19 protein-coding genes and 1 riboswitch are annotated in these 21,228 nt (G+C 73.8%); of the genes, 4 read left to right on the forward strand and 15 right to left on the reverse strand.

The genetic code is table 11. The features are described 5' to 3' along the window. The first annotated feature begins 19 nt into the window (after window positions 1-19). Complete coding sequence (locus V3C34_RS14860) at window positions 20-880, forward strand: GNAT family N-acetyltransferase (RefSeq protein WP_346007533.1); 861 nt, start codon at window positions 20-22, stop codon at window positions 878-880. Here the strand turns inward: V3C34_RS14860 and V3C34_RS14865 are convergent, their stop codons facing one another. From V3C34_RS14865 to mtrA, 6 genes are all read right to left on the reverse strand, one after another. Beyond that, on the reverse strand, window positions 881-2,074 hold the full coding sequence (locus tag V3C34_RS14865; protein WP_346007534.1) for a winged helix-turn-helix domain-containing protein: 1,194 nt from the start codon (window positions 2,072-2,074) through the stop codon (window positions 881-883). A 91-nt stretch (window positions 2,075-2,165) separates the two neighbouring features. After that, window positions 2,166-2,846, reverse strand: a complete 681-nt coding sequence (gene hpf / locus V3C34_RS14870) for a ribosome hibernation-promoting factor, HPF/YfiA family (protein WP_068322166.1) — start codon at window positions 2,844-2,846, stop codon at window positions 2,166-2,168. A 175-nt stretch (window positions 2,847-3,021) separates the two neighbouring features. Beyond that, window positions 3,022-3,777 (reverse strand): ComF family protein, encoded by a 756-nt coding sequence (locus tag V3C34_RS14875; protein ID WP_345914091.1) that lies wholly within the window; start codon window positions 3,775-3,777, stop codon window positions 3,022-3,024. A 91-nt stretch (window positions 3,778-3,868) separates the two neighbouring features. Further along, the gene (locus tag V3C34_RS14880) at window positions 3,869-5,650 is read right to left on the reverse strand and encodes a GerMN domain-containing protein (protein WP_346007535.1); all 1,782 of its coding nucleotides are present in this window, start codon (window positions 5,648-5,650) and stop codon (window positions 3,869-3,871) included. Further along, window positions 5,634-7,352, reverse strand: a complete 1,719-nt coding sequence (gene mtrB, locus V3C34_RS14885; RefSeq protein ID WP_082807402.1) for an MtrAB system histidine kinase MtrB — start codon at window positions 7,350-7,352, stop codon at window positions 5,634-5,636. The genes V3C34_RS14880 and mtrB overlap by 17 nt, the downstream gene beginning before the upstream one ends. Before the next feature lie 2 nt (window positions 7,353-7,354). Next, the gene (gene mtrA, locus V3C34_RS14890; RefSeq protein WP_068322526.1) at window positions 7,355-8,032 is read right to left on the reverse strand and encodes an MtrAB system response regulator MtrA; all 678 of its coding nucleotides are present in this window, start codon (window positions 8,030-8,032) and stop codon (window positions 7,355-7,357) included. 87 nt (window positions 8,033-8,119) lie between these two features. Further along, a riboswitch (guanidine-III (ykkC-III) riboswitch) is annotated at window positions 8,120-8,185 on the forward strand. Between the two features lie 10 nt (window positions 8,186-8,195). On the opposite strand from mtrA, the gene V3C34_RS14895 reads away from it, so the two are divergent. Together V3C34_RS14895 and V3C34_RS14900 are read left to right on the forward strand one after the other, a co-directional pair. Continuing rightward, complete coding sequence (locus V3C34_RS14895; protein ID WP_338537775.1) at window positions 8,196-8,510, forward strand: multidrug efflux SMR transporter; 315 nt, start codon at window positions 8,196-8,198, stop codon at window positions 8,508-8,510. A gap of 1 nt (window position 8,511) precedes the next feature. Next, on the forward strand, window positions 8,512-8,844 hold the full coding sequence (locus V3C34_RS14900) for a multidrug efflux SMR transporter (RefSeq protein ID WP_346007536.1): 333 nt from the start codon (window positions 8,512-8,514) through the stop codon (window positions 8,842-8,844). Between the two features lie 63 nt (window positions 8,845-8,907). On the opposite strand, the gene ahcY is transcribed toward V3C34_RS14900, so the two are convergent. The 7 genes from ahcY to V3C34_RS14935 form a co-directional block, all read right to left on the reverse strand. Beyond that, complete coding sequence (gene ahcY / locus V3C34_RS14905) at window positions 8,908-10,356, reverse strand: adenosylhomocysteinase (protein ID WP_068322152.1); 1,449 nt, start codon at window positions 10,354-10,356, stop codon at window positions 8,908-8,910. A gap of 119 nt (window positions 10,357-10,475) precedes the next feature. After that, on the reverse strand, window positions 10,476-11,438 hold the full coding sequence (locus tag V3C34_RS14910) for a DUF808 domain-containing protein (protein ID WP_068423934.1): 963 nt from the start codon (window positions 11,436-11,438) through the stop codon (window positions 10,476-10,478). Window positions 11,439-11,528: 90 nt separating this feature from the next. Further along, entirely contained in the window at window positions 11,529-12,953 is a 1,425-nt protein-coding gene (locus V3C34_RS14915; protein ID WP_068322147.1) for a mycothione reductase, read from the reverse strand. Beyond that, window positions 12,950-14,128: an SIS domain-containing protein gene (locus tag V3C34_RS14920; RefSeq protein ID WP_338537773.1), complete on the reverse strand. Its 1,179-nt coding sequence runs from the start codon at window positions 14,126-14,128 to the stop codon at window positions 12,950-12,952. The genes V3C34_RS14915 and V3C34_RS14920 overlap by 4 nt, the downstream gene beginning before the upstream one ends. Window positions 14,129-14,132: 4 nt before the next feature. Beyond that, a complete protein-coding gene (locus tag V3C34_RS14925) occupies window positions 14,133-14,324 on the reverse strand; it encodes a Trm112 family protein (protein WP_068322520.1) in 192 nt (63 codons plus the stop codon). Window positions 14,325-14,326: 2 nt separating this feature from the next. After that, window positions 14,327-15,760, reverse strand: a complete 1,434-nt coding sequence (locus V3C34_RS14930) for a phosphomannomutase/phosphoglucomutase (RefSeq protein WP_068322140.1) — start codon at window positions 15,758-15,760, stop codon at window positions 14,327-14,329. A gap of 66 nt (window positions 15,761-15,826) precedes the next feature. Continuing rightward, complete coding sequence (locus V3C34_RS14935) at window positions 15,827-16,210, reverse strand: DUF3499 domain-containing protein (RefSeq protein ID WP_068322134.1); 384 nt, start codon at window positions 16,208-16,210, stop codon at window positions 15,827-15,829. 71 nt (window positions 16,211-16,281) lie between these two features. Here V3C34_RS14935 and V3C34_RS14940 point away from each other — a divergent pair, with 71 nt between their 5' ends. Continuing rightward, on the forward strand, window positions 16,282-16,680 hold the full coding sequence (locus tag V3C34_RS14940; protein ID WP_245634770.1) for a metallopeptidase family protein: 399 nt from the start codon (window positions 16,282-16,284) through the stop codon (window positions 16,678-16,680). A 25-nt stretch (window positions 16,681-16,705) separates the two neighbouring features. Here the strand turns inward: V3C34_RS14940 and V3C34_RS14945 are convergent, their stop codons facing one another. After that, entirely contained in the window at window positions 16,706-18,175 is a 1,470-nt protein-coding gene (locus tag V3C34_RS14945) for a DUF5719 family protein (protein WP_346007537.1), read from the reverse strand. After that, on the reverse strand, window positions 18,172-21,180 hold the full coding sequence (locus tag V3C34_RS14950; RefSeq protein WP_346007538.1) for a glycosyltransferase: 3,009 nt from the start codon (window positions 21,178-21,180) through the stop codon (window positions 18,172-18,174). The genes V3C34_RS14945 and V3C34_RS14950 overlap by 4 nt, the downstream gene beginning before the upstream one ends. Window positions 21,181-21,228 lie beyond the last annotated feature (48 nt).

Consider the following 21,228-nt stretch of genomic DNA (forward strand, 5'->3'; position numbering starts at 1 on the left):
TTCCTCCAGCGGCAGGCGCATGAGTGGGGCGAACCCGCCGGCCGCCGCTCCTGGGCCGTGGGAGGTGGGTTTCGCCCTCCACCCGGCGGCCCGTGGGCGCTCGACGATGTCGACCGCGCTGCGGACGGCGGCCGGCTGGGCCTTCGACCACGGGGCGCCGAGCCTGTACTGGTTCTGCGCGCGGGGCAACTTCGCGTCCTGGCGCGTCGCGCACGCCTGCGGGTTCACCCACCACGGGACCCTGCCGGCTCGCGTGGCGCTGCGCGGGGTCGGGGCCGTCGACGCCTGGGTGGCGTCGCTCCTGCCGGACCAGCCGATGGCCCCGCGGCACGTCTGGGTCGATCCGCCGGTCGTCGAGGCCGACGGACTGCGGCTGCGCCCCATCCGCGACGACGACCGGGCCGTCGCGGAGCCGCACGACCACCCGGCGCACCACCTGCCCGCGCGGGGGATCCCGAGCCCGCAGACCTTCGACGACTGGCTGCTGCGGCGTCGCGAGGGCATGTCGCTCGGCCGCGGGGTCACCTGGTGCATCGCGGACGCGGCCAGCGACGACCCGCTCGGCGAGGTCCTCGTCTTCGTCCGCGAGGGGACGCTCGTCGAGGGCGGCACCGCCGAGCTCGGCTACGCGCTGCGGCCGAGTGCCCGCGGACGAGGGGTGGCCGGCAGGGCCGCCCGCGCCGCGGCCGCGCTCGCCCTGCGGCCGGTCGCCGACGGCGGACTGGGACTGCGGCGACTCGTCGCCGAGACCGCCGCGGACAACGAGGCGAGCAACCGGGTGCTCACGGGTGCGGGGTTCACGCAGTGGGGACGCGAGGAGGCCGCCGACGCGCCCGACGGCAGCCAGCGCCCGGTGCTCCACTGGGAGCGCCTCGCCTGATCAGGCCCCCACCACCTCGGTGAGGCCGAGCCAGGTGGCCATCTGCCCGAGCTCCTCGGCGAGCTCCCGGCGGTCGTCCGCTCCCCCGCGCCCCGGCTCCCAGCCGACCCGCTGCGCCCGGAGCGCCCCTACGGCCCGGTCGGCCTTGAGGTCCACCCGGCCGACGAGGTCCTCCCCGAGGAGGAAGGGGAGCACGTAGTACCCGTGGACCCGTTGTGCGGCCGGCGTGTAGATCTCGATCCGGTAGTGGAAGTCGAAGACCCGCTCGACGCGCGGTCGGCACCACACCAGGCTGTCGAAGGGAGACACCAGGGCCCGCGCCCGGACCCACCGCGGTCGGCGGGCGTCCGCGTGCAGCCACGCCTGCGCGCCCCAGCCGTCGACGTCCACCGGTTCCAGCTCGCCGTCGGCCACGAGCCGCTCGACCGCCGGGCGCACGTGCACGCGCTTGATCCGGAAGTAGTCGGCGAGGTCGGTCTCGGTGGCGACCCCCATGGCACGTGCGGAGATGCGCACGAGCTCGGTGTAGGCCGCCTCCTCGGTGGGGCGGGCCGTGGGGTCGAGCCACGCGCGGGCGTCCGCGGGCGGCACGACCCGCTCGAGGGACGCGTAGCGCCGCTCGAACTGGCTGGTCCGCCCCACCGACGAGATCGTCCCGGCCCAGAAGAGGTGCTCGAGTGCGTGCTTGACGAGCGACCAGTTCCAGCCCCAGTGCTCCCGGTCACCCTCGCGCTGGTGACCCAGCGCGGCTTCGATCTCTCGGGCGGTGCGCGGCCGGCCCGCGCGCACCTCGTCGAGCACTGCGGCGACGACCTCCGGGTGGTCGCGGGCCACCCGCTGCATGCCGCCCCAGGAGTCGTCGACGGCACGGCGCATGCGGGGGTGCTCCATCAGCGGCCAGGTGCTCGGGGGCAGCAGGCTCGCCTCGTGGGCCCAGTACTCGACCAGACGTCGCGGCGCCCGGTCACGCATGCGGTCCAGCAGCCCTGTCTCGTACGGGCCGACGCGCGAGAAGAAGGGGAGGTAGTGGCTCCGTGTGAGCACGTTGACGCTGTCGATCTGCACCAGCCCGACGGTGTCGACGACGCGTTGCAGGTCACGGGTGGTGGGCGCGTGATCGGGCCGTGGTCGGGCGAAGCCCTGCGCCGCGAGGGCAATCCTGCGGGCGGCCGGCGCGCTGAGTCTGCGGGTCACGTCCCCCACCCTGCCCTGTCCCGACGACAACCGCGCCGGGCACGGACGATGGCCGCGACCCGGTCGGGTCGCGGCCATCACCGGCTGGGGGTCAGACCCCGACGCGCGCCGTCTCGGTGACGGGCGACTCGACGGCGGTGCCGTTGACGGCCGCGTCGTGGGCGGCGTCCTGGACGTCGAGGTGGATCACGCCGTACGACCAGCCGCGTCGTCGGTAGACGACGCTGGGGCGCTGGGTGTCGGAGTCGTGGAAGAGGAAGAAGTCGTGCCCGACGAGCTCCATCCGTCGCACGGCCTCCGCGAGCGTCATGGGCGCGCTCTCGTGGACCTTCTCGCGGACCTCGATGGGGCTGTCGCCGATGGAGCCGAACTGGTCGGGCGCCTCGACGCTCTCCTCGCTGGGTCCGGTCTGCAGGGTGTCGGTGAGCTCGGCGGTCGCGTCGGCGACCGAGGTGCGCCGGCGACCGCGCAGGACGTGGCGCTTGTCGTGGGCGCGACGGAGACGCTCGAGGAGCTTTTCGGCGGCGAGGTCGACGGCTGCCTGTCGGTCCTCGTGGCAGGCCTCGGCGCGGATGACCGGGCCCTTGGAGCGGCACGTGATCTCGACGCGCTCGCTGAGCTTCGCCTGACGTGGGTTGGCCTCGTGACTCACCATGACCTCGATCCGCTGCACGCGAGGGTCGAGCTGCTGGACCTTCGACAGCTTGGTGTCGACGTAGTCGCGCAGTCGGTCGGAGACGTTGACATGGCGTCCGGTGATGGCAATTTCCACGGAGTCCTCCTTGGGACATCGGTGATGCAGTGGGTTACGCCTGGCGAGGGCGCACTGGCCGTGGCACCACCCCCCGTCCAGGGCGGCCTGTCGTCGCCGGCTGCCGCCCGCGAACGCGAAGGGCCCCTGCACCGCACCGGCTGCGCCGGTCGATCGAGGGACCCATGACGTCACGTTAGTCGGTGGGCCGAGGGAAAGGTAGGGCGGGTCTGCGCGATCTGCGGGGCGTCACCATGCACACCGCCATCCCCACCCGCGCGGCCCCCGCGGCCAGCAGCGCACGCCGGCCCTCGGCGAGCGTGGCGCCCGAGGTGAGGACGTCGTCGACGAGGAGGCAGTCCCTCCCGAGGACCCGCTCGGGCCGCGGCACGGTCATCGCGCCGCGCAGGTTGTCCAGCCGGTGGGCACGGTCGAGGCCCGCCTGGTCGGCCGTCCCCCGAGCCATCACCAGGGCGGGCGCGACCTCGACTCCCGCGACGAGGCGGGCGGCACGACGCGCGAGCAGGACCGTGGGTCGGTCCCCACGCCGGCGGACGGTGGCCGGCGCGGAGGGGATGGGGACGAGCAGCACAGCGCCCACCCCAGAGCCCGTGCCGGCGAAGGGGGGCTCCGCCACCGCGCGGAGCACGGCGTCGGCGAGCAGGCGCCCGAGCGGGTCGGTCAGGTCGCGTCGGTCACCGTCCTTGAAGGACTTCATGACCCGAGCGGCCAGGCCCTCGTAGCGCACCGTCCCGGTGCACCCCGGCCACCCGACGGGGACCGGGTGGGGCGCCACCCGACCGAGGTCCGTGAGCGCCAGGTCCGCCAGCGCGCAGCGGCACGACGCGCACAGGGCGGCGCCGGCGCGCCCGCACCCGGCGCAGCCACGCGGCAGGACGAGGTCGATGGCCGCCGCCACAGCGGCCACCGACCCCTTGCCCTGCCCTGCCACGTGCTCGAGTCTCGAGCCCCATGCGGGCGGGGGCGACCCCCTTCGTCCGACTGTGGACGGGAGTCCGTTGGGGCGAGGGTCTGGGGACCTCTCAGAGACCGGCGCTCACGACGCCGTCGAGGAGCGGCTGCTCGACCCATCGACCTCCGGCGCGCTGGTAGACGCGCCCTCCCGGGGTCGTGAGCACCACGTCCGTGTCGTCACCGGTGGTCATGACCCGGACCGCGCCGGCGCGCTCGGCCATCGCCTCGAACTTGCCGCCGACGTGCACGAGGTACGGCTGGAGCTGTGCCTGCTTGTCCCGACGCCCGAGGACGGCGAGCGTCGTGGGACCGACCCACACCGCGTCGATCATCTCCACGAGCTCCGCGGCGATGCGGAAGGTCTGCGGCGAGAGCTTGGTGGGCAGCCCGTTGGACCGCCGCACCACGCCAGCGACCTCGAGCGTGCTGCCGGTGTGGGGGGACTCCTCGGACACCACGGCGATGCGGCTGCCCTCCGGCGAGACGACCGCCGCACGGACGTACCGCCGGCCGAGCCAGGGCGCGGGGATGCGACGGGGCGCCGACGCCGACTCGTCCTCGGGGTCGGCGGTGGCATTGATCGCCCACAGGCGGTTGCCCGACTCACGGCCCAGCCCCGCCCCACCGACCCAGAGCACGCCGCCGTAGTCGTAGCAGGGACGGGTGAGGTCGGCGGCGAAGGTCGGGACCTCGATCCGGCTGCGGTCGTCACGCAGTCGCACGAGGTCCCGGCCGCGGCCGTCGACCGTGGCCAGCTCCTTGGCGTCGAGTCGCAGGCCGAGACGGGAGACCGACGAGGGGATCGGTGCGAAGCGGGACGTGGCCGCCCGGACGTGCTGCTCCGAGACCGAGGAGAGACGGTCACCGATCGTCAGCACCTTGCTCCCCGAGCGGCCGAGCACGATCGGCGCCGACGCCCGCGTGCGGTCGACGAACCCCAGCTGCTCCGGGGACGTCAACGGGCCGTCGACGCCCAGCTCGAGCGGGTTGCCGGAGAGGGTGATCGCCACCTCGGTGACGGCCGGGAGCGTCATGAGCGTCGCGACGAGCTGGGCGGCGAGCTTCGTGCGGGTCGTGGTGTCCTCGGCGACCGACTCCGCGTCGAGGTCGACCTGGGCCACGCCCTCCCGGACGGGGACGGCGTCGATGACGAGCCGGGCCCCGTTGTCCGTGGAGACCGCGTCCTCGAGGTAGTCCGGCACGCGCCCGAGCTGTGCTCTCACGAGCCGTGTCGCCAGCTGGTCCTGGGGGAACCACCGCTGGTCGACGACGAGGGTGTTCCACCCGATCGCCGGGTAGTGCACGGGGTAGTCCCGGAAGATGAAGCCGACCTCCTGCTCCTGGAGCAGCCGGCCGAAGCCTGCCTCGAGCTGGTCGATGCGCCACTGCCCCTCGACCCGGGTCATCGTGAAGTCGAAGCTCTCCCAGAGGTTGGGCGGGGCCACCTCGTACCGGCCCTCGGTGTCGATCGTCGCCGCCACCCGCACCCGCACCCTGTAGACGTCCTGCTGTCCCCTGACGCGTCGGACCGTGGGGTCACCGCCTACGTAGATGACCGTCTGGCTGTCGGGGATCCACCCCCTGGCGAGGGTGTCGGTCAGGTAGGCCCGGGTGATGTCGAGCCGTTGCCCGCTCGTCGCGCCCGCGTGCAGGAACCCGAGGATGATGTCCTGCGGCGAGGCGCCGGTCTCGGGTCTGTTGGGGATGCGGTTGAGCGGCGCCGGGGGCTCGCCGTCGACCTTGAGCCCCGGCCGCACGGTGGAGTCGGCCCCGAGACCGCACCCCGCCAGCAGGCCGGCGGCTGCGGCGCCGAGCGCCGTGCGCCGGGTCACCTCACCGGGACGACTCATCGGGGCTCCCGGGCAGGTCGCCCTCGCGCGGCGTGAGGGGCAGCGGCGAGGCGGTGAGCGGACCGCCCGCGGTGCGCGGGACGGTGAGACGGAAGCGCGAGCCCTCGCCCGGCTCGCCCCAGGCCTGCAGCCACCCGTGGTGCAGTCGCGCGTCCTCGAGGGCGATGGCCAGGCCGAGCCCCGACCCGCCCGTCGTGCGCGTGCGGGCCGGGTCGGCGCGCCAGAAGCGGTTGAAGACGAGCGAGGCCTCTCCTGCCCTGAGGCCCACACCGTGGTCCTCGACGAGGACTGCGCAGGCCTGGTCGTCGCCACCCACCCAGATGTCGACGGGGCGGCCCTCACCGTGCTCGATGGCGTTGACGACGAGGTTGCGCAGGACGCGCTCGATGCGCCGGGCGTCGACCTCCGCGACCGCGGTCTGGCCCGGCTCGCGGTGGACCGTGACGTCGCTCCCGCGGGCGTCGGCGATGGACTCCGTCGAGCTGACGACCCGGTCGACGATCGCGAAGAGGTCGACGGGGTCCTGCTCCAGCACCGCGGCGCCGGCGTCGTAGCGACTGATCTCCAGCAGGTCCGCGAGCAGCTCCTCGAAGCGGTCGAGCTCGTCGTGGAGCAGCTCCGCCGAGCGCCCGGCGACCGGGTCCATCTCGTCGCGGGAGGAGTGGAGCAGGTCGGCGGCCATGCGGATCGTCGTGAGCGGGGTCCGCAGCTCGTGCGAGACGTCCGAGACGAAGCGCTGCTGGACGCGCGAGAGGCCCTCGAGCTGGCGGATCTGCGTCTGCAGGTTGTCGGCCATGTCGTTGAAGGACTGCCCGAGCAGGGCCAGGTCGTCGTGGCCGCGTGCCGACATCCGCTCGTTGAGGTGGCCCGAGGAGAGTCGCTCGGCCGCGGCGGCGGCCCGCCGCACCGGGGTGACGATCATGCTCGTCACGATGTAGGCGATGGCCGAGACGAGCGCGATGAGGAAGAGGGCTCCGAGGGTGAAGGAGCGCGAGATCGTCCCGAGGGTCGCCTGCTCCTGGTCCATCGGGTAGATGAAGTAGATGTCGTAGGGGCCCGCCGAGGGGATCTCCACCTGGGAACCCACGACGACGGCAGGCACGGACTCGGACACGGACCCGGGGAACTCGGCGCCGACCCCTTCGGTCACCTGGCGGTTCAGCTCGATCGTCACCGTCTGCTGGCGGGCCGGGTCGGCTGCCACGGCGTCCCGCAGGGAGGTCGGGATGGACTCGAGCGTCACCGCCTCGGACTCCTCCGAGGGGATGCGCATGTCGGAGGTGTTGTTACCGCCCCGGGTGAAGATGACGTAGCGGCTGTTGTCCCCTGCCGGTGCCTTGAGGGTGCGGTTGACGAGGGAGTTGGTGAAGACGGGCAGCTCCGGGGTGCCCGTCCAGCCGTTGAAACCCGCCTGGGCGTCGTCGGTGAGCTTGCGTGACTCCGCCTGGGCGAGGCTGATCCGGTTGTCGACCAGTCCGTCCGCGATGGACCGGTACATCGTCAGGCTGATGATCGAGACGACGACGACACCGAGGAGGAGGGTGCTCGTGACGACGCGGAAGCGCAGCGAACGGCGCCACAGGTCGACCAGCGCCTTGATCCTGCGGACGACGAACCCGTCGCCGGACCTGCCCCCGACGGGGCCCTCGGGCCCGGCGGAGTCCGAGACCCCGGTCGGCTCGACCGCGGGTGCGGAGGCCATCGTCAGGACGGCCCCGCCTTGTACCCGACACCCCGGACGGTGACGACGATCTGCGGGTTCTCCGGGTCGTGCTCGATCTTGCTGCGCAGGCGCTGGACGTGGACGTTCACCAGACGGGTGTCGCCCGCGTGCCGGTAGCCCCACACCTGCTCGAGGAGGACCTCGCGGCTGAAGACCTGCCACGGCTTGCGGGCCAGGGCCACGAGCAGGTCGAACTCCAGCGGCGTCAGGCCGAGCGACTGGTCACCGCGCTTGACGGAGTGGCCGGCGACGTCGATCGTCAGGTCGCCGATCGTCAGGCGCTCGGGCTCGGGCTCGTCACCACGACGCAGCCGGGCGCGCAGCCGGGCGATGAGCTCCTGCGGCTTGAAGGGCTTGACGATGTAGTCGTCGGCACCGGACTCGAGGCCGACGACGACGTCGACGGTGTCGGTCCGGGCGGTGAGCATGACGATCGGCACGCCCGACTCCTGGCGCAGCCGGCGGCAGATCTCGATCCCGTCCATGCCGGGCAGCATGACGTCGAGGAGCACCAGGTCCGGTCGGGACTCGTGGAAGGCATCGAGCGCACGGGCGCCGTCCGCGACGTGTGCGACGTCCAACCCCTCCTTGCGCAGCACGATCCCGAGCATCTCGGCCAGTGCCTGGTCGTCGTCGACGACGAGGACGCGTCCCTTCACCTTGATCCCTTTCACACGGTGTCGCTGCCCGCCAATCATCACACAGCGTGCTGCCGGGCCCGGGTACCCGTGCGGCTAGTCTGGTCGTCGAGGCCCGCGACCGGGCCTGCGGACGAGGGAGCCGTACCCGCACCACGACAAGACGGACTCAGCAAGGAACTTCATGTCCTGGCTCGTCCTTGTCGTCTCGGGGATGCTCGAGGCCGTCTGGGCCACCGCGCTGTCCGCATCGCAGGGGTTTCGCCGACCCGGCGCCACCCTCCTCTTCGTCGTCTCGCTCGCTGCCAGCATGGCCGGCCTCGCGTGGGCGATGACCACGATCCCCACCGGCACGGCCTACGCCGTCTGGGTGGGCATCGGCGCGACCCTCACCGTCGTGTGGTCCATGGCGAAGGGGGACGAGCTCGCCTCCCGCGCCCGCACCGCTCTGCTCGTCCTGCTCGTCGGGTGCGTCGCCGGCCTCAAGGTGGTGTCCTGAGATGCCGTGGGCGATCCTGCTCGTCAGCACGGTCTTCGAGGCGGTCTGGGCGACGGCCCTGGGGCGGTCTGACGGGCTCAGCAGACCGCTCCCGACCGTCGTCTTCGTCCTCACCCTCGCGATCAGCATGGGCGGGCTCGGCGTCGCCGTCCGGTCGATCCCCATCGGCACCGGCTACGCCGTCTGGACGGGGGTCGGCGCCGCGCTCACCGTCACCTGGGCCATGGTGACCGGCGACGAGCCCTTCTCCCCCGTCAGGGCCCTGCTCGTCGCGGGCATCATCGCCGCCGTCGTCGGCCTCAAGCTCGTCCCCGCCCGCGAGACCAGCGGCTGACGAGAGCGCGAGGGGCCGCCGTCCGTGTCGGACGGCGGCCCCTCGCGGCCCACGGGTCGGCGCTCAGTAGCGGTAGTGCTCCGGCTTGTACGGCCCGGCGACGTCGACGCCGAGGTACTCGGCCTGGCCCTTGGTCAGCTCGGTGAGCTCGACGCCGAGGGCGTCGAGGTGCAGGCGGGCGACCTTCTCGTCGAGGTGCTTGGGCAGCGTGGTGACGGACGGCTTGCCCTCGTCGTCGACGTACTCGTCGGCCTTGGCGAAGAGCTCGATCTGGGCGATCGTCTGGTTGGCGAAGGAGTTGCTCATGACGAAGCTCGGGTGCCCCGTGGCGTTGCCGAGGTTCATCAGACGGCCCTCGGACAGCACGATGATCGAGTGCCCGTCGGCGAAGGTCCACTCGTGGACCTGCGGCTTGATCTCGATCTTGGTGACGCCCTCGATGCGCGCCAGGCCGGCCATGTCGATCTCGTTGTCGAAGTGACCGATGTTGGAGACGATCGCCTTGTTCTTCATCGAGGCCATGTGCTCGGCGGTGATGACGTCGTAGCAGCCGGTCGTCGTGACGAAGATGTCGCCGTAGGTGGCGGCCTTGTCCATCGTGGTGACCTCGAAGCCCTCCATCGCGGCCTGCAGCGCGCAGATGGGGTCGACCTCGGTCACGACGACCCGGGCGCCCTGGCCGGCGAGCGCGCTCGCGACACCCTTGCCGACGTCGCCGTAGCCCGCGACGACCGCGACCTTGCCGCCGATCAGCACGTCGGTGGCGCGGTTGAGGCCGTCGAGGACGGAGTGGCGGGTGCCGTACTTGTTGTCGAACTTGCTCTTGGTCACCGCGTCGTTGACGTTGATGGCCGGGAAGAGCAGCTCGCCGGCCTCGGCGAGCTGGTAGAGGCGGTGGACACCGGTCGTGGTCTCCTCGGTGACGCCCTTGATGCGAGCGGCCACGGTCGTCCACTTCTGCGGGTCCGCCTCCAGTGTGCGGCGCACGAGCGCCTTGAAGACCGTGAACTCCTCGGAGTCCTCCTCGGTGGTGGGCGGCACCTGTCCGGCGGCCTCCCACTCCTTGCCCTTGTGGACGAGCATCGTCGCGTCGCCACCGTCGTCGAGGATCATGTTGGGACCCTCGTCGTCGGCCCAGGTGAGGATCTGCTCGGTGCAGTCCCAGTACTCCTCGAGGGTCTCGCCCTTCCAGGCGAAGACCGGGACACCCTGGGGGTCCTCGGGGGTGCCGGCGCCGACGACGATCGCCGCGGCGGCCTCGTCCTGGGTCGAGTAGATGTTGCAGCTGGCCCAACGGACCTCGGCGCCGAGCGCCGTGAGGGTCTCGATGAGGACCGCGGTCTGCACGGTCATGTGGAGGGAGCCGGCGATCTTGGCGCCCGCAAGCGGCGCCGAACCAGCGAATTCTTCGCGCAGGCTCATGAGGCCCGGCATCTCGTGCTCGGCGAGACGGATCTGGTGACGGCCGGCCTCGGCGAGGCCCAGGTCGGCGACCTTGTAGTCGAAGGACACGTGAAACTCCTGTGACAGGTGTGGGATCGGACCCGGCGCGGCCCTTCTGGGCTCTCGCGGGGCATCACCCACGCCGGCTCACAGCAGTGTAGGCGCTGGGCCCCGGTGCGCGGGTCGCGTCAGTGCGCGGCGTGCGCGCCCTCGTCCTTCTTCCCGAAGGGCAGCACGTGCATGACGGCGACGACGACGGCACCGACGAGGCCACCGAGGATCGCCGAGGCGACGGTGTTGGTCAACCAGCCGAGCGCACCCCCGAGTGCGCCGGTCGCCTCGTGCACGACCTCCTCGAGGTGGTGGACGAGCTCGTAGGGCTGCGGCAGCCAGCCGGTCTCGTCGAGGCCGACGAGGATGATGTGTCCACCGACCCAGATCATCGCGGCGACGCCGACGACGGACAGCACCGTGAGCAGCTTGGGCATGCCCGTGACGAGGCCACGACCCAGGGTCTGCGCGAAGCCTGACTCCCTCTGCGTGAGGGCCAGACCGATGTCGTCCATCTTCACGATGAGGGCGACGGTGCCGTAGACGACGAACGTGATGGCGATGGCCACGGCGACCATGACCGCGAGCAGGTACCAGAAGGAGTCGTTGAGCCCCTCGTCCAGGACGGCCTTGAGCGAGATGACCATGATCTCCGCGGACAGGATGAAGTCCGTGGTCACCGCACCCTTGACGATCGTCTCCTCGTCGGCGGGCCGTGGCTCGGCGTGCGCACCGTCGTCGTGCCCGGCGATCTTCTCCCAGATCTTCTCGGCGCCCTCGAAGCACAGGTAGGTGCCGCCGAGCATGAGCAGGGGCGAGAGCAGCCAGGGCAGGAAGGCGTTGAGCAGCAGGATCGCCGGGACGATGAAGACGAGCTTGTTGCGCAGCGAGCCGATGGTGATCCGCTTGATGATCGGCAGCTCGCGCTTGGGGTCCAGGCCCTCGACGTAGCGCGGTGTGACGGCGGTGTCGTCGACGACGACGCCCGCGGCCTTGACGCTCGCCCGGCCGGAGGCGGCCGCCACGTCGTCGATGGACGCCGCTGCGGCACGGGCCAGGACGGAGATGTCGTCGAGGAGCGCGACGAGGCCGCCGCTCATCGCAGGGGCCCGGGGGTCACGTGGGTCGTCAGCACGTGCACAGCGTAGCCAGCACACGCCGGCGCCCGGCCTCCAGCCACGCCGAGACGCTCACGCCATCGGTGGCGACTCGAGGACGTCCTCGGCCGGGTTGAGCTCGAGGCCGAGCAGCGCGTTCTCGACGACCTCGGTCAGGGCCGGGTGGATCCAGTACTGACCCCGGACCATGTCGGCGACGGGCTGGTCGAAGGCCATCATCTGGATGAGCGGCTGCACGAGCGTGGAGGCCTGGGGGCCGAGGATGTGCCCCCCGACGAGGGCGCCGGTCCGCCGGTCGGCGATGACCTTGCACACGCTCGTCGTGTCCTCCATGGCCCAGCCGTAGGCCGTGTCGCCGTACCGCTGCACCTTGACGGTGACGTCGATGCCCCGCTCGACGGCCTCGGCCTGGGTCAGGCCCACCGAGGCGATTTGGGGGTGGGTGAAGACGGCGGCCGGCACGGCGTCGTGGTCGAAGGCCCGCAGGTCGTCCGGGTGCGCCAGGTTGTGCGCCACGGCGCGGGCCTCCTGGTTGGCCACGTGCTTGAGCTGGAAGGGGGAGCTGGCGTCCCCGAGGGACCACACGCCGTCGACGCTGGTCCGGCCGTACTCGTCGACGACGACGCGGCCGTCGTCGTGGACGTCCACCCCGGCCGCCTCGAGCCCGAGGTCGTCCGTGCTGGGTGCCCGGCCAGCGGCGACGAGGACGGCGTCGACCTCGACCCTCGACCCGTCGGACAGGGTGGCGGTGATGCCCCCTTCGTCGCGAGTGAGGTCCGTGACGGTCGTCCCGCTGCGCACGTCCCACTGCTCGCGCGCGGCCGCGGTGAAGGCCCGGGAGATGTCCTCGTCGAGGTGGCGCAGCAGCGTGTCGCTGCGCACCGCGAGGACCACCTGGGTGCCGAAGGCGGAGAAGACGTGCGCCATCTCGGCGGCGATGTAGCCCCCACCGATGACGAGCATCCGCCCGGGCAGCTCGGGCAGCCGCATGACGCTGTCGGAGGTGTGCAGGGTGACCCCCGCGCGGGCGGCCGCCTGCGCCAGCTCGTCAGGGACCACCGGGTGCGACCCGGTGGCGATGACGACCTGCCCGGCCCGCACGTCCTGCGTGCTGCCGTCGGGCATCTCGACCGACAGGGTCCGCGGTCCCGTGAACCTCGCGTGGCCGCGCAGCAGGTGGACGTCCTCGTCGTCGCGGCGGTAGGCCTCACCGGCGGCCGCGATCGGGTCGATCCGACCGAAGACGCGGTCGCGCACGTCGGTGAAGCGCACCCGCTCGAGCGTCGCGTCGACGCCGAGGCGTCCCCCTTCGCGCACGGCCGTGGCGATCTCCGCGACGTGGACGAACATCTTGGTCGGGATGCACCCGACGTTGAGGCAGGTGCCCCCGAAGACGTCACCGCCCTCGATCATCGCGAAGGTGCGGTCCGCGAGGTCATCGGTCAGCAGGCTGTTGCCCGATCCGCTGCCGATGACGGCGATGTCGACGTCGATCACTCGGTGGCCTTCCGTGGGAGGTGGAGGTCGGAGATGCCGGGGGCGGTGGCCGGGTCGAGCCCGTGCCCGATGGCGAGGTAGGTCGCGGCGTAGTCGGTGAGCGCGACGAGCTCCGCGAGGCGCTCGAGGTCGTGGCCCGGGCGGGCGGTGTGCTCGAGCACCCGCACCCCGGTCGTGCGGGCGTGGTCGGCGACCGACTGCGCGGTGTTGTGCCGTTCGACCTCCATCGGGTCGGCGTCGTCCGCGGGCACGGGGTCCCGCAGGAGCAGCAGCCCGAGCTGCGGCCCCGACGGGCCGTCCAGGTAGGGGTCGGCGAAGATGTCCCGACCACCGTCGGGCGCCTGCCGCCCGCGGGCCCACGGCCCGGACAGGCAGGCGACGACCTGCGCGGCGGAGTCGGGCAGGCGCCCCCAGGTGCTCGGGGTGCGTGCCGTCCGCGCGAGCATCGCGCTCGTGCGGCGCGCGGCCACCCCCGTGACGGGGCCGTCCCCGAGCACGACGCCGGCGACGTCCGCGAGGTCGGCGGCCAGCACCTTGGCCGGGTTGACGAAGTGCTCGGCATCGGGCCGGAAGCGCTCCGCCTGCTCGTCGAGCCGGTCGGCGACCCCTGCGAGCACTTTCGGGGCGATGTCGACGACACCACTCCCCGTCACCCCGAGGACGGCACGGGCGGCCATGCCCCACAACGCGGTCCGCGAGTGGCCCACCCCCGGGTCCATGGCCAGGTGGAGGCCGCGGGCGGCGTGGGCGGCCTCCGCGAGCGGGCTGTCGGGTGCACCGATCGTCAGGACGTGGGCGCCGCGTCGCGCGGCCTCGCGCGCTTGGCGCACCGGCCCCTCGGCGCGGCCCGAGCGGGAGATCGCGACGACGAGGTCGAGCGTGCCGACCCAGCCGGGGAGCGGCCCCGACCCGTCGGCCGTCAGGAGCACCGGGCCGCTGCGCGAGACGAGCAGGTCGAGGACCGTCCCGACCGTCTCGGCACCGCCGACGGCGGCGACGTGCACGGCACGCGGCCGCTCCCCCGCCGTGACGCTCGCGAGATCGGTCTCCGCCGCCAGGGTCAGCGCGCGTCGCACCTGGGCGCCGGCGCCGGCAAGGGCTCGCAGCATGTCGGTCGTGTCGACGGCGGCGCGACGCCCGTCGTTGTCGAGGAGCCCGGTGTCGAAGGGGGGCATCGCCTCAGGCCCGCGGTCGTGCCTCGTCGACGAGGAGGACGGGGATGCCCTCGTCCACCCGGTAGGCCAGACCGCAGTCCGGACCGGTGCACACCAGCTCGGGCCCCTGTGCCCCGGTCTCGTCGCGCAGCTCGGCGCGGCACGCGGGGCAGCGCAGGATCTCCCGCAGCCAGGGCTCGATGGTCGACTCGCTCATGGTCATGCCTCCCGGATCGTCGTCAGGACATCGTCCCGCACCCGGGCCATGGTCGCCTCGTCGGCGGCCTCGACGTTCAGGCGCAGCAGCGGCTCGGTGTTGCTCGGCCGCAGGTTGAACCACCACATCGGCTCGCGGTCGGTGGCCGGGTGGGTCACGGTGAGGCCGTCGAGCTCGTCGACGACCGCCCCGTCCGTGACGTGGCGCCCGCGTACCACCTCGGTGACGGCGGCGGCGTCCGCGACCGTGGAGTTGATCTCGCCGGAGGCGACGTACCGCTCGAAGGGAGCCATGACCTCGCTGAGGGGCCGGTCGGTCTCCCCGAGGGCGGCGAGCACGTGCATCGCCGCGAGCATGCCCGTGTCGGCGAACCAGAAGTCGCGGAAGTAGTAGTGCGCGGAGTGCTCGCCGCCGAAGACCGCGTCGTGCTCGCTCATGTCGGCCTTGACGTAGGAGTGCCCGACGCGCGTGCGGACCGGTCGGGCGCCGTCCTCGCCGATGATCTCGGGGACCGCGGCGGAGGTGATCGCGTTGTGGACGATCGAGATCTCCGCAAGGTCGCGGCCAGCAGCGACCTCACGGGCGATCTCGCGCCGGGCGATCATCGCGGTGATCGCGCTCGGGCTGATCGGGTCACCGTGCTCGTCGACGACGAAGCACCGGTCGGCGTCGCCGTCGAAGGCGATGCCGATGTCGGCCCCGTGGCTGCGCACGCGCGCCTGGAGGTCGACGAGGTTCTTGGGGTCGAGCGGGTTCGCCTCGTGGTTGGGGAAGGTCCCGTCCAGCTCGAAGTACATCGGGTCGATCGTCAGGGGCAGCTCGGGCAGGCCCGAGCGCGTCCCGAGGACCGCGGGGACGGTGAGCCCCCCCATGCCGTTGCCGGCGTCGACCGTGACCCGCAGCGGGCGCGAGCCCGACAGGTCGACGAGACCGCGCAGGAAGGCGGCGTAGTCGGCGAGGACGTCGCGCTCGGTGACCGCGCCGGGCGTCACGCCGTCGAAGGCCGAGACGCCCGCGTCGAGGTGCTCCTGGGCGAGGTCGCGGACCTGCGCCAAGCCGCTCTCCTGGCCGACCGGCCGCGCGCCCGCGCGGCAGAACTTGATGCCGTTGTACCGGGCCGGGTTGTGGCTCGCGGTGAACATCGCACCGGGCAGGCCGAGGGCCCCGCTCGCGTAGTAGAGCCCGTCCGTGCTGGCCAGGCCGATGAGGATCGCGTCGACGCCCCGGGCGGTGATGCCCCGGGCCAGGGCGTCGACGAGCTCCGGAGAGCTCGGGCGCATGTCGTGGCCGATGACGACCGCCGGGGCGCCCTCGGCGATGGCGACGACCTCGGCGAAGGCCGCGCCCAGTGCGTGCGCGACGTCGATGTTGAGCTGGTCGGGCACGAGGCCCCGCACGTCGTAGGCCTTGACGAAGTCGGCGAGCTGGATGGTCACGGGCAGCAGCCTAGTTCGCGACCGCGTGCCGGGCGTGCGCCGGTCCTGCAGCGCCGGGTCGGGCGCTCAGTCGCGGTCGCGCAGCACGCGCAGGTGGCCGCGCCGACCGGTCTCGGTGACGCTCGCGGGCTCCGGACGCGCGGTCGTGGCGATGCCGCGGGTCCGCTCCGAGTCGGTCATCGGCTCGGGGCGCCGACGGACCACCTCGGCGAGGGCCACGAGGTCGTCGTAGGTGGCCGGGGCGGGCTGGTCCGTGGAGAGCCGCACGACGTCCCAGCCGCGCGGCGCGGTGAGGCGCTGGGCGTGGTCCTGGCACAGGTCGTAGGCGTGCGGCTCGGCGTAGGTGGCGAGGGGCCCGAGGACGACCGTGGAGTCGGAGTAGACGTACGTGAGGGTCCCGGAGGCCGGTCGTGCGCAGGCGGCACGGGAGCACTGGCGGGAGACGGTCACCCGTGCAGGCTAGGCCACGCAGGAGAGGATCGGTGACGCCACGCCGCACCGGGGCACCTACGATCGGGAGGGTGAGTCGTCATCGGGATCGTCGTGGCCGCGGCCTGCGCGGACCGCTCGCCCAGCCGGCCGTGCCGGCGATGGCGACCCGCGCAGAGGCCTTCGACGACCTCGTCGTGGACACCGCGCAGCGCTTCCGCCGGGTCCTGGGCCGACGGTGGGACGACGTGGAGTTCGCCGTCGAGGACATCCCCCCGTCCGACCCGGCCCGCTGGGAGGAGGGGGTCCCCCTCGCCAGGTTGTGGCCGGCCGAAGGGAGGTTGCCCGCCCGGATCGTCGTCTACCGGCGACCGGTCGAGACGATCGCGCGCGGGAGCGACCCGGTCGACGTGGTCCACGAGGTGATGGTCGAGCAGGTCGCGCTCCTGCTCGGCGTCGACCCGGACGAGGTGGACCCCGAGCGCCGATGACCGCCCCCCGGGTCCGCAGCGAGCCTCAGCGGCCCTGGACGACCGGCACGTCGCGCACCGTGACGCGCGAGGGCAGCACGGGGATCGAGGTCGTCTCGGCCCCGGCGCCCTGCTCCCTGCCGATGAGCAGGACCGCCGCGTGCACACGACCGTCCGTCGGACGCACCCAGACGGCGCTCGCCCGACCGATCGACAGGGCCTTGCTGCGGCCGGCCTCGAGGTCGACCTCGCGGGTCGTGATCTCGCCGTCGCGCAGGACGAGCAGGTCGGCGGTGGCCGCCTCCTCGTCGGCGGTCACCTCGACGAAGCGCCGCACGTCGCTCGAGGGGGAGGTCGGCAGGGCCGCTCCCCCGAGGGTGCCGATGGCGGGGGTGGCGACCGACCAGGCCATGTCCCTGCGCCCGCCGGAGTCCTCGGTGGAGACGTGGGCGGCGGCCACGACCGGCTCGTCGGACTCGACGACCCAGGAGTGCACGCCCGGCGACTCGGGCAGCGCGACGTCGACGGCCCGGCCCGCGGGGATGGTGCGCACGCCGGCGCTGCGGGCCCGCTCCTCGCCGACGGCGCGCACCTCGACGACCGCGTCCTGGTCACCCGGCGCCGCGAGGACGATGCCCCGCCGTGCGCCGTTGGCGTTGCCCGGGACGACGAGTCGTCGCGCGGGGGCAGCGGTCGGCCCGACGAGCTCGACCCCGGCGGGCGTCAGCCCGTCGGTGTGGTGGTCGACGAGGGTCGGGACGACGAGGCCATCGGTGGCACTCACGTGGACCGCCTGCGGGGCGTCCGTCCCGCCGACCGCGTCGAGGAGGACGACGCTGCGGCCGTGCGCGGGGACGACGACGGAGCGGCCGCGGTCCTCCCCCTTCGCCCCGACGGGCTCGATGCGGGTCGTGACGGGATTGGCCCCGGGGTTGGTGAGGACGAGCCGCTCCTGGCCGCCCTTGTCGCCACCGCCGCCGACGAGCCACGCGTCGGCGGTCGCGGTGCCGCAGGGCTGCGCGGCCAGGCCCTGGACGCTCTCGCCCGAGGCAGCGAAGCCCTCGGTCGCCACGAGCCCCGGGGCCCGCTCCTGCGTGGCGCGCACCCGCACCGGGCGCGACCCCAGGTCGCGGGTCGACTCGCTCGTCGGTCCGCTGCGCGGCTCGGCGTCAGGGGTCGGGGCCGGCTCGCCCCGCAGGTCCTCGACCGTGATCGTGCCCGGCTCGCCGGGCGGGGTGATGACCCCGTCGAGCACCTGCGCGGGTGCGGCGTGGGCCACGACGCCGCCCGTGAGGTCGACGTCGGGCGCGCCCTCGACACCGGCGAAGGGGTCACCCGGGCAGTACGTGCTCGTGAGGCTCGTCGCGATCGAGGGCGCCCCCACCGGCGGGGACGCCTGGGGGGCCACCGCGCCGAGGCGGTCGGCCCCGAGGACGACGCCGGTCGCCGCGGCGCCCACCACGACGACGCGTGCGGCGGCCGGCAGCCAGGTCGAGCGGGCGGGGCGCGGGCTCATCGCTGCTCCTCCTCGTCGGGCTCGACGCGCCGTTCGGTCGGCAGGGCGAGGTAGAGGGCGAGCAGCAGCGCGACGCCCTGACCGACCTTCCACCACGGGTGGCCGGCGCCGACGGCGACGCTCACCTCGTCGGTGCGCTCGGGCAGCTCGTAGGTCGGGACGGCGCTGTGGGTCTGCGGCTGCAGCCGGCGCCCGTCGGCGCGCACCTCGACGCGGTCGCTCCAGTCGAGGGACTCGGCGATGACGAGCTCCTCCCCGCTCGGGACCTCGACCGGGCCGTCGGTGTCGGCGTGGGCCCCCGAGGCGAGGACGGGGTGGCTGCCGTCCTGCGAGGTGACCCGCAGCCGGGAGGGGAGGGCGCCGTCGGTCTCCTCGGCGCGGACCGCCCAGGTGATCGAGCCCGCGCTCGAGCCGAGGCGCGCCAGACCGGGCGCGGCGTCGACGAGGCGGCGCTGGGACTCGCTGGGGTCGACGACGACGACGTGCGAGACGGCGTGCCGCGCGAGGACGTCGCCCGGGGAGCCCTCGCCCTCGCCGACCCCGAGGAGCTGGGCCACGGCGGAGGCCACCTGCTCCTCGCCGGGGACGGGACGCGTGGCGGGGGGCAGGTCGCGCACGAGCTCTCCCGGCTCCGCACCGACGAGCCGGTAGCGGATGCCGGCGGGAGCGGGCTCCACGACGAGGGTGCGGGAGGCCGAGGGACCCTCCGCGGCGGCGACGGCGACGAGCGGCCGCGGGTCGCGCCAGGTCGTCAGGTCGTCGCCGTAGGAGTGCTGGCCGACGACGACCCCGCTGCCGATGGCCGCGACCGGCAGGGCGAGCGCCGGCAGGACGAGCCAGCGCCGGTGCCCACCCGAGCGCAGTCGCGCGGGCAGGACGTCGGCAGCCAGGAGCACCGCGACGAGCACCGACCCGACGAGCAGGATCTGCCCGGTGCCGGCCCAGGGCGTGATCTCGCTGCCCGCGTCGACGGACCCGGAGGGGCGGTAGCCGATGACGACGCGGGGCGCGGCCACGGCCGCGGCGAGGCCGGCGAGCGCGACGACGGCCGCGACCCAGGTACCCGGCCGGCGGCCCGGGACGAGCAGCGCGAGGAGCCCCAGGGCGAGGATCGCGGCGGTCCACCACGTCGTCGCGGCGCCGCCGTCGAGCTGCCCGAGGGCGAGCTGCGGCGCGGGAGTGGTCACCGGGGCGTCGGTGAGGCCCCATCCGGCGAGCAGGCGCCGCGGGTGGTCACGCAGGGTGAGCAACCAGGGCCCGAGGAGGAGCACGGGGGTGACCGCGAGGACGATGCCCCGCACCCGTCGACGCGCGTCGCCGACGAGGAGCAGCGCGACCCCGACGACGACGAGCACCGGCAGGACGAAGGGGGCGACCGTCGCCAGCAGGGTGGCCCACAGGGCCGTCCGCACGCCGTCGCTGAAGGACGAGCACCCCCGGGCGGCGCGGGCGACGCCGGCGACGACACGCGGCAGCAGGACCAGCAGGAGGAGGGCACCGACCCGCCCTTCGCCCACGGCGAGCGCGGCGGGGACGGTCGTCACCCACGCGAGCGCCGCGGCAGCCCGCAGCCACCTGCGGTCGGTGAAGGTGGCTGTGGCCGACCACGCGACGACGGCCGCGACCGGGAGCGCCAGGATGACGAGGAGCGCGAGGACGAGACCCGCCGGCGACTGCCCGGAGCCGAGGCCGGGGATCCAGCCGACGAGCCGGGCGAGCGCGGCGAGGACGACGAGCGCCGGGCTCTGCTCGGCCCCGTCACCCCAGCCCTGGCCGTGCCAGGCCATCCACCACGAGTCCCAGAGCTGCCCGGCCGTGGCCCGACCGCCCGCGAGCTCGCCCCCGACGAGACCGGCGTCCGGTCGGTGCCGCAGCTCACCGGTGATGTGCCGGGCCGACCACGCCGAGAAGGCGGTGACCCCGATGACGAGCCAGGGCAGCGGGTGGGTGAGCCAGCGCCCACCGCGCTCGACCTCGAGCGAGCGGGCCTCGACGCCCGTGTGCCGCCGGGCGCTCCCCCGCGCGTCGTCCACCAGTCGGCGACGGGCATCGGCGGAGGTGACGAAGAGGGAGTCGAGGTCGCCCCTGGCCACCTCGCGGGGCGCGTGGCCACGCAGGCGGGAGCGCAACCGACGCGGGTCGAGCGTGGCGGGGATGCTCGCGAGCTCCTCCGCCCCCAGCCCGGGCCGCTTCAGGACGACCAGCCCGAGGCCGACGAGCAGGCTGGACACGGCGATCCACAGGGCGAGGAAGGGTGCGGTGACGACGTGCGCGCGGGTGAGGGCGGCGCGTCTCGCCTGACGGCGGTGCTCCGCGCCCGGGCGGCGCTCGGCTGCGGTCGGGCGGACCGCGACGGCGGCTCCGGGCACGAGGACGACGCGCCGCCCGGCGCGCTGCGAGCGCCAGCCGAGGTCGAGGTCGCCGCCGAAGTCGCCCAGGGCCGGGTCGTGGCCGTCGAGGAGCTCGTAGGTGGCCCGGTCGACGAGCAGGCCCTCGAGCGGGGCCGCGACCGCGTCGACATCGGCGTCGTACTGGCCCTGGTCGGTCGTCCCGGCGACGGGATCGGGGACGATGCGTCCCGACCGCGTCACCTGGAGGCCGAAGCGGACGAGGCGGCTCGGGTCCGCCTCGTCGACGAGCTTGGGGGTGGCCATGCCGACGCCCCGCCCCGTCGCGGCGACGAGGCGGCGCAGCGCCTCGGGGTGCGGGCGGGTCCGCGAGGTGAGGATCCACACGAGGTCCCGGCCGACGTCCGCCCGCGGCAGGCTGTCGATCATCGCCGGCAGGATCCGGCGCAGCCCTCGCCGGGGTCCGAGGGTGGTCGTCAGGACGTCGATGCCGGCGCGGTCGACCGGGGCCAGGAGGTCGCTCGGGTCGTCCAGACCGCCGATCGCGCCGTCGACGAGGAGCAGGCGGTCAGGGAGGCGGTCCTGCGCGAGGAGGGCGCTGAGGACCTGTCCGGCTCCTTCCCTGGTGCGCGCCACCACGACCGCGGTCACGGTCACCGGTGGCGCCGTCGTCCGCCGGGAAGGGGTGGCGGAGGGCGTGGGACT

This window comes from Janibacter terrae (assembly GCF_039636765.1).
Taxonomy (GTDB): domain Bacteria; phylum Actinomycetota; class Actinomycetes; order Actinomycetales; family Dermatophilaceae; genus Janibacter; species Janibacter terrae.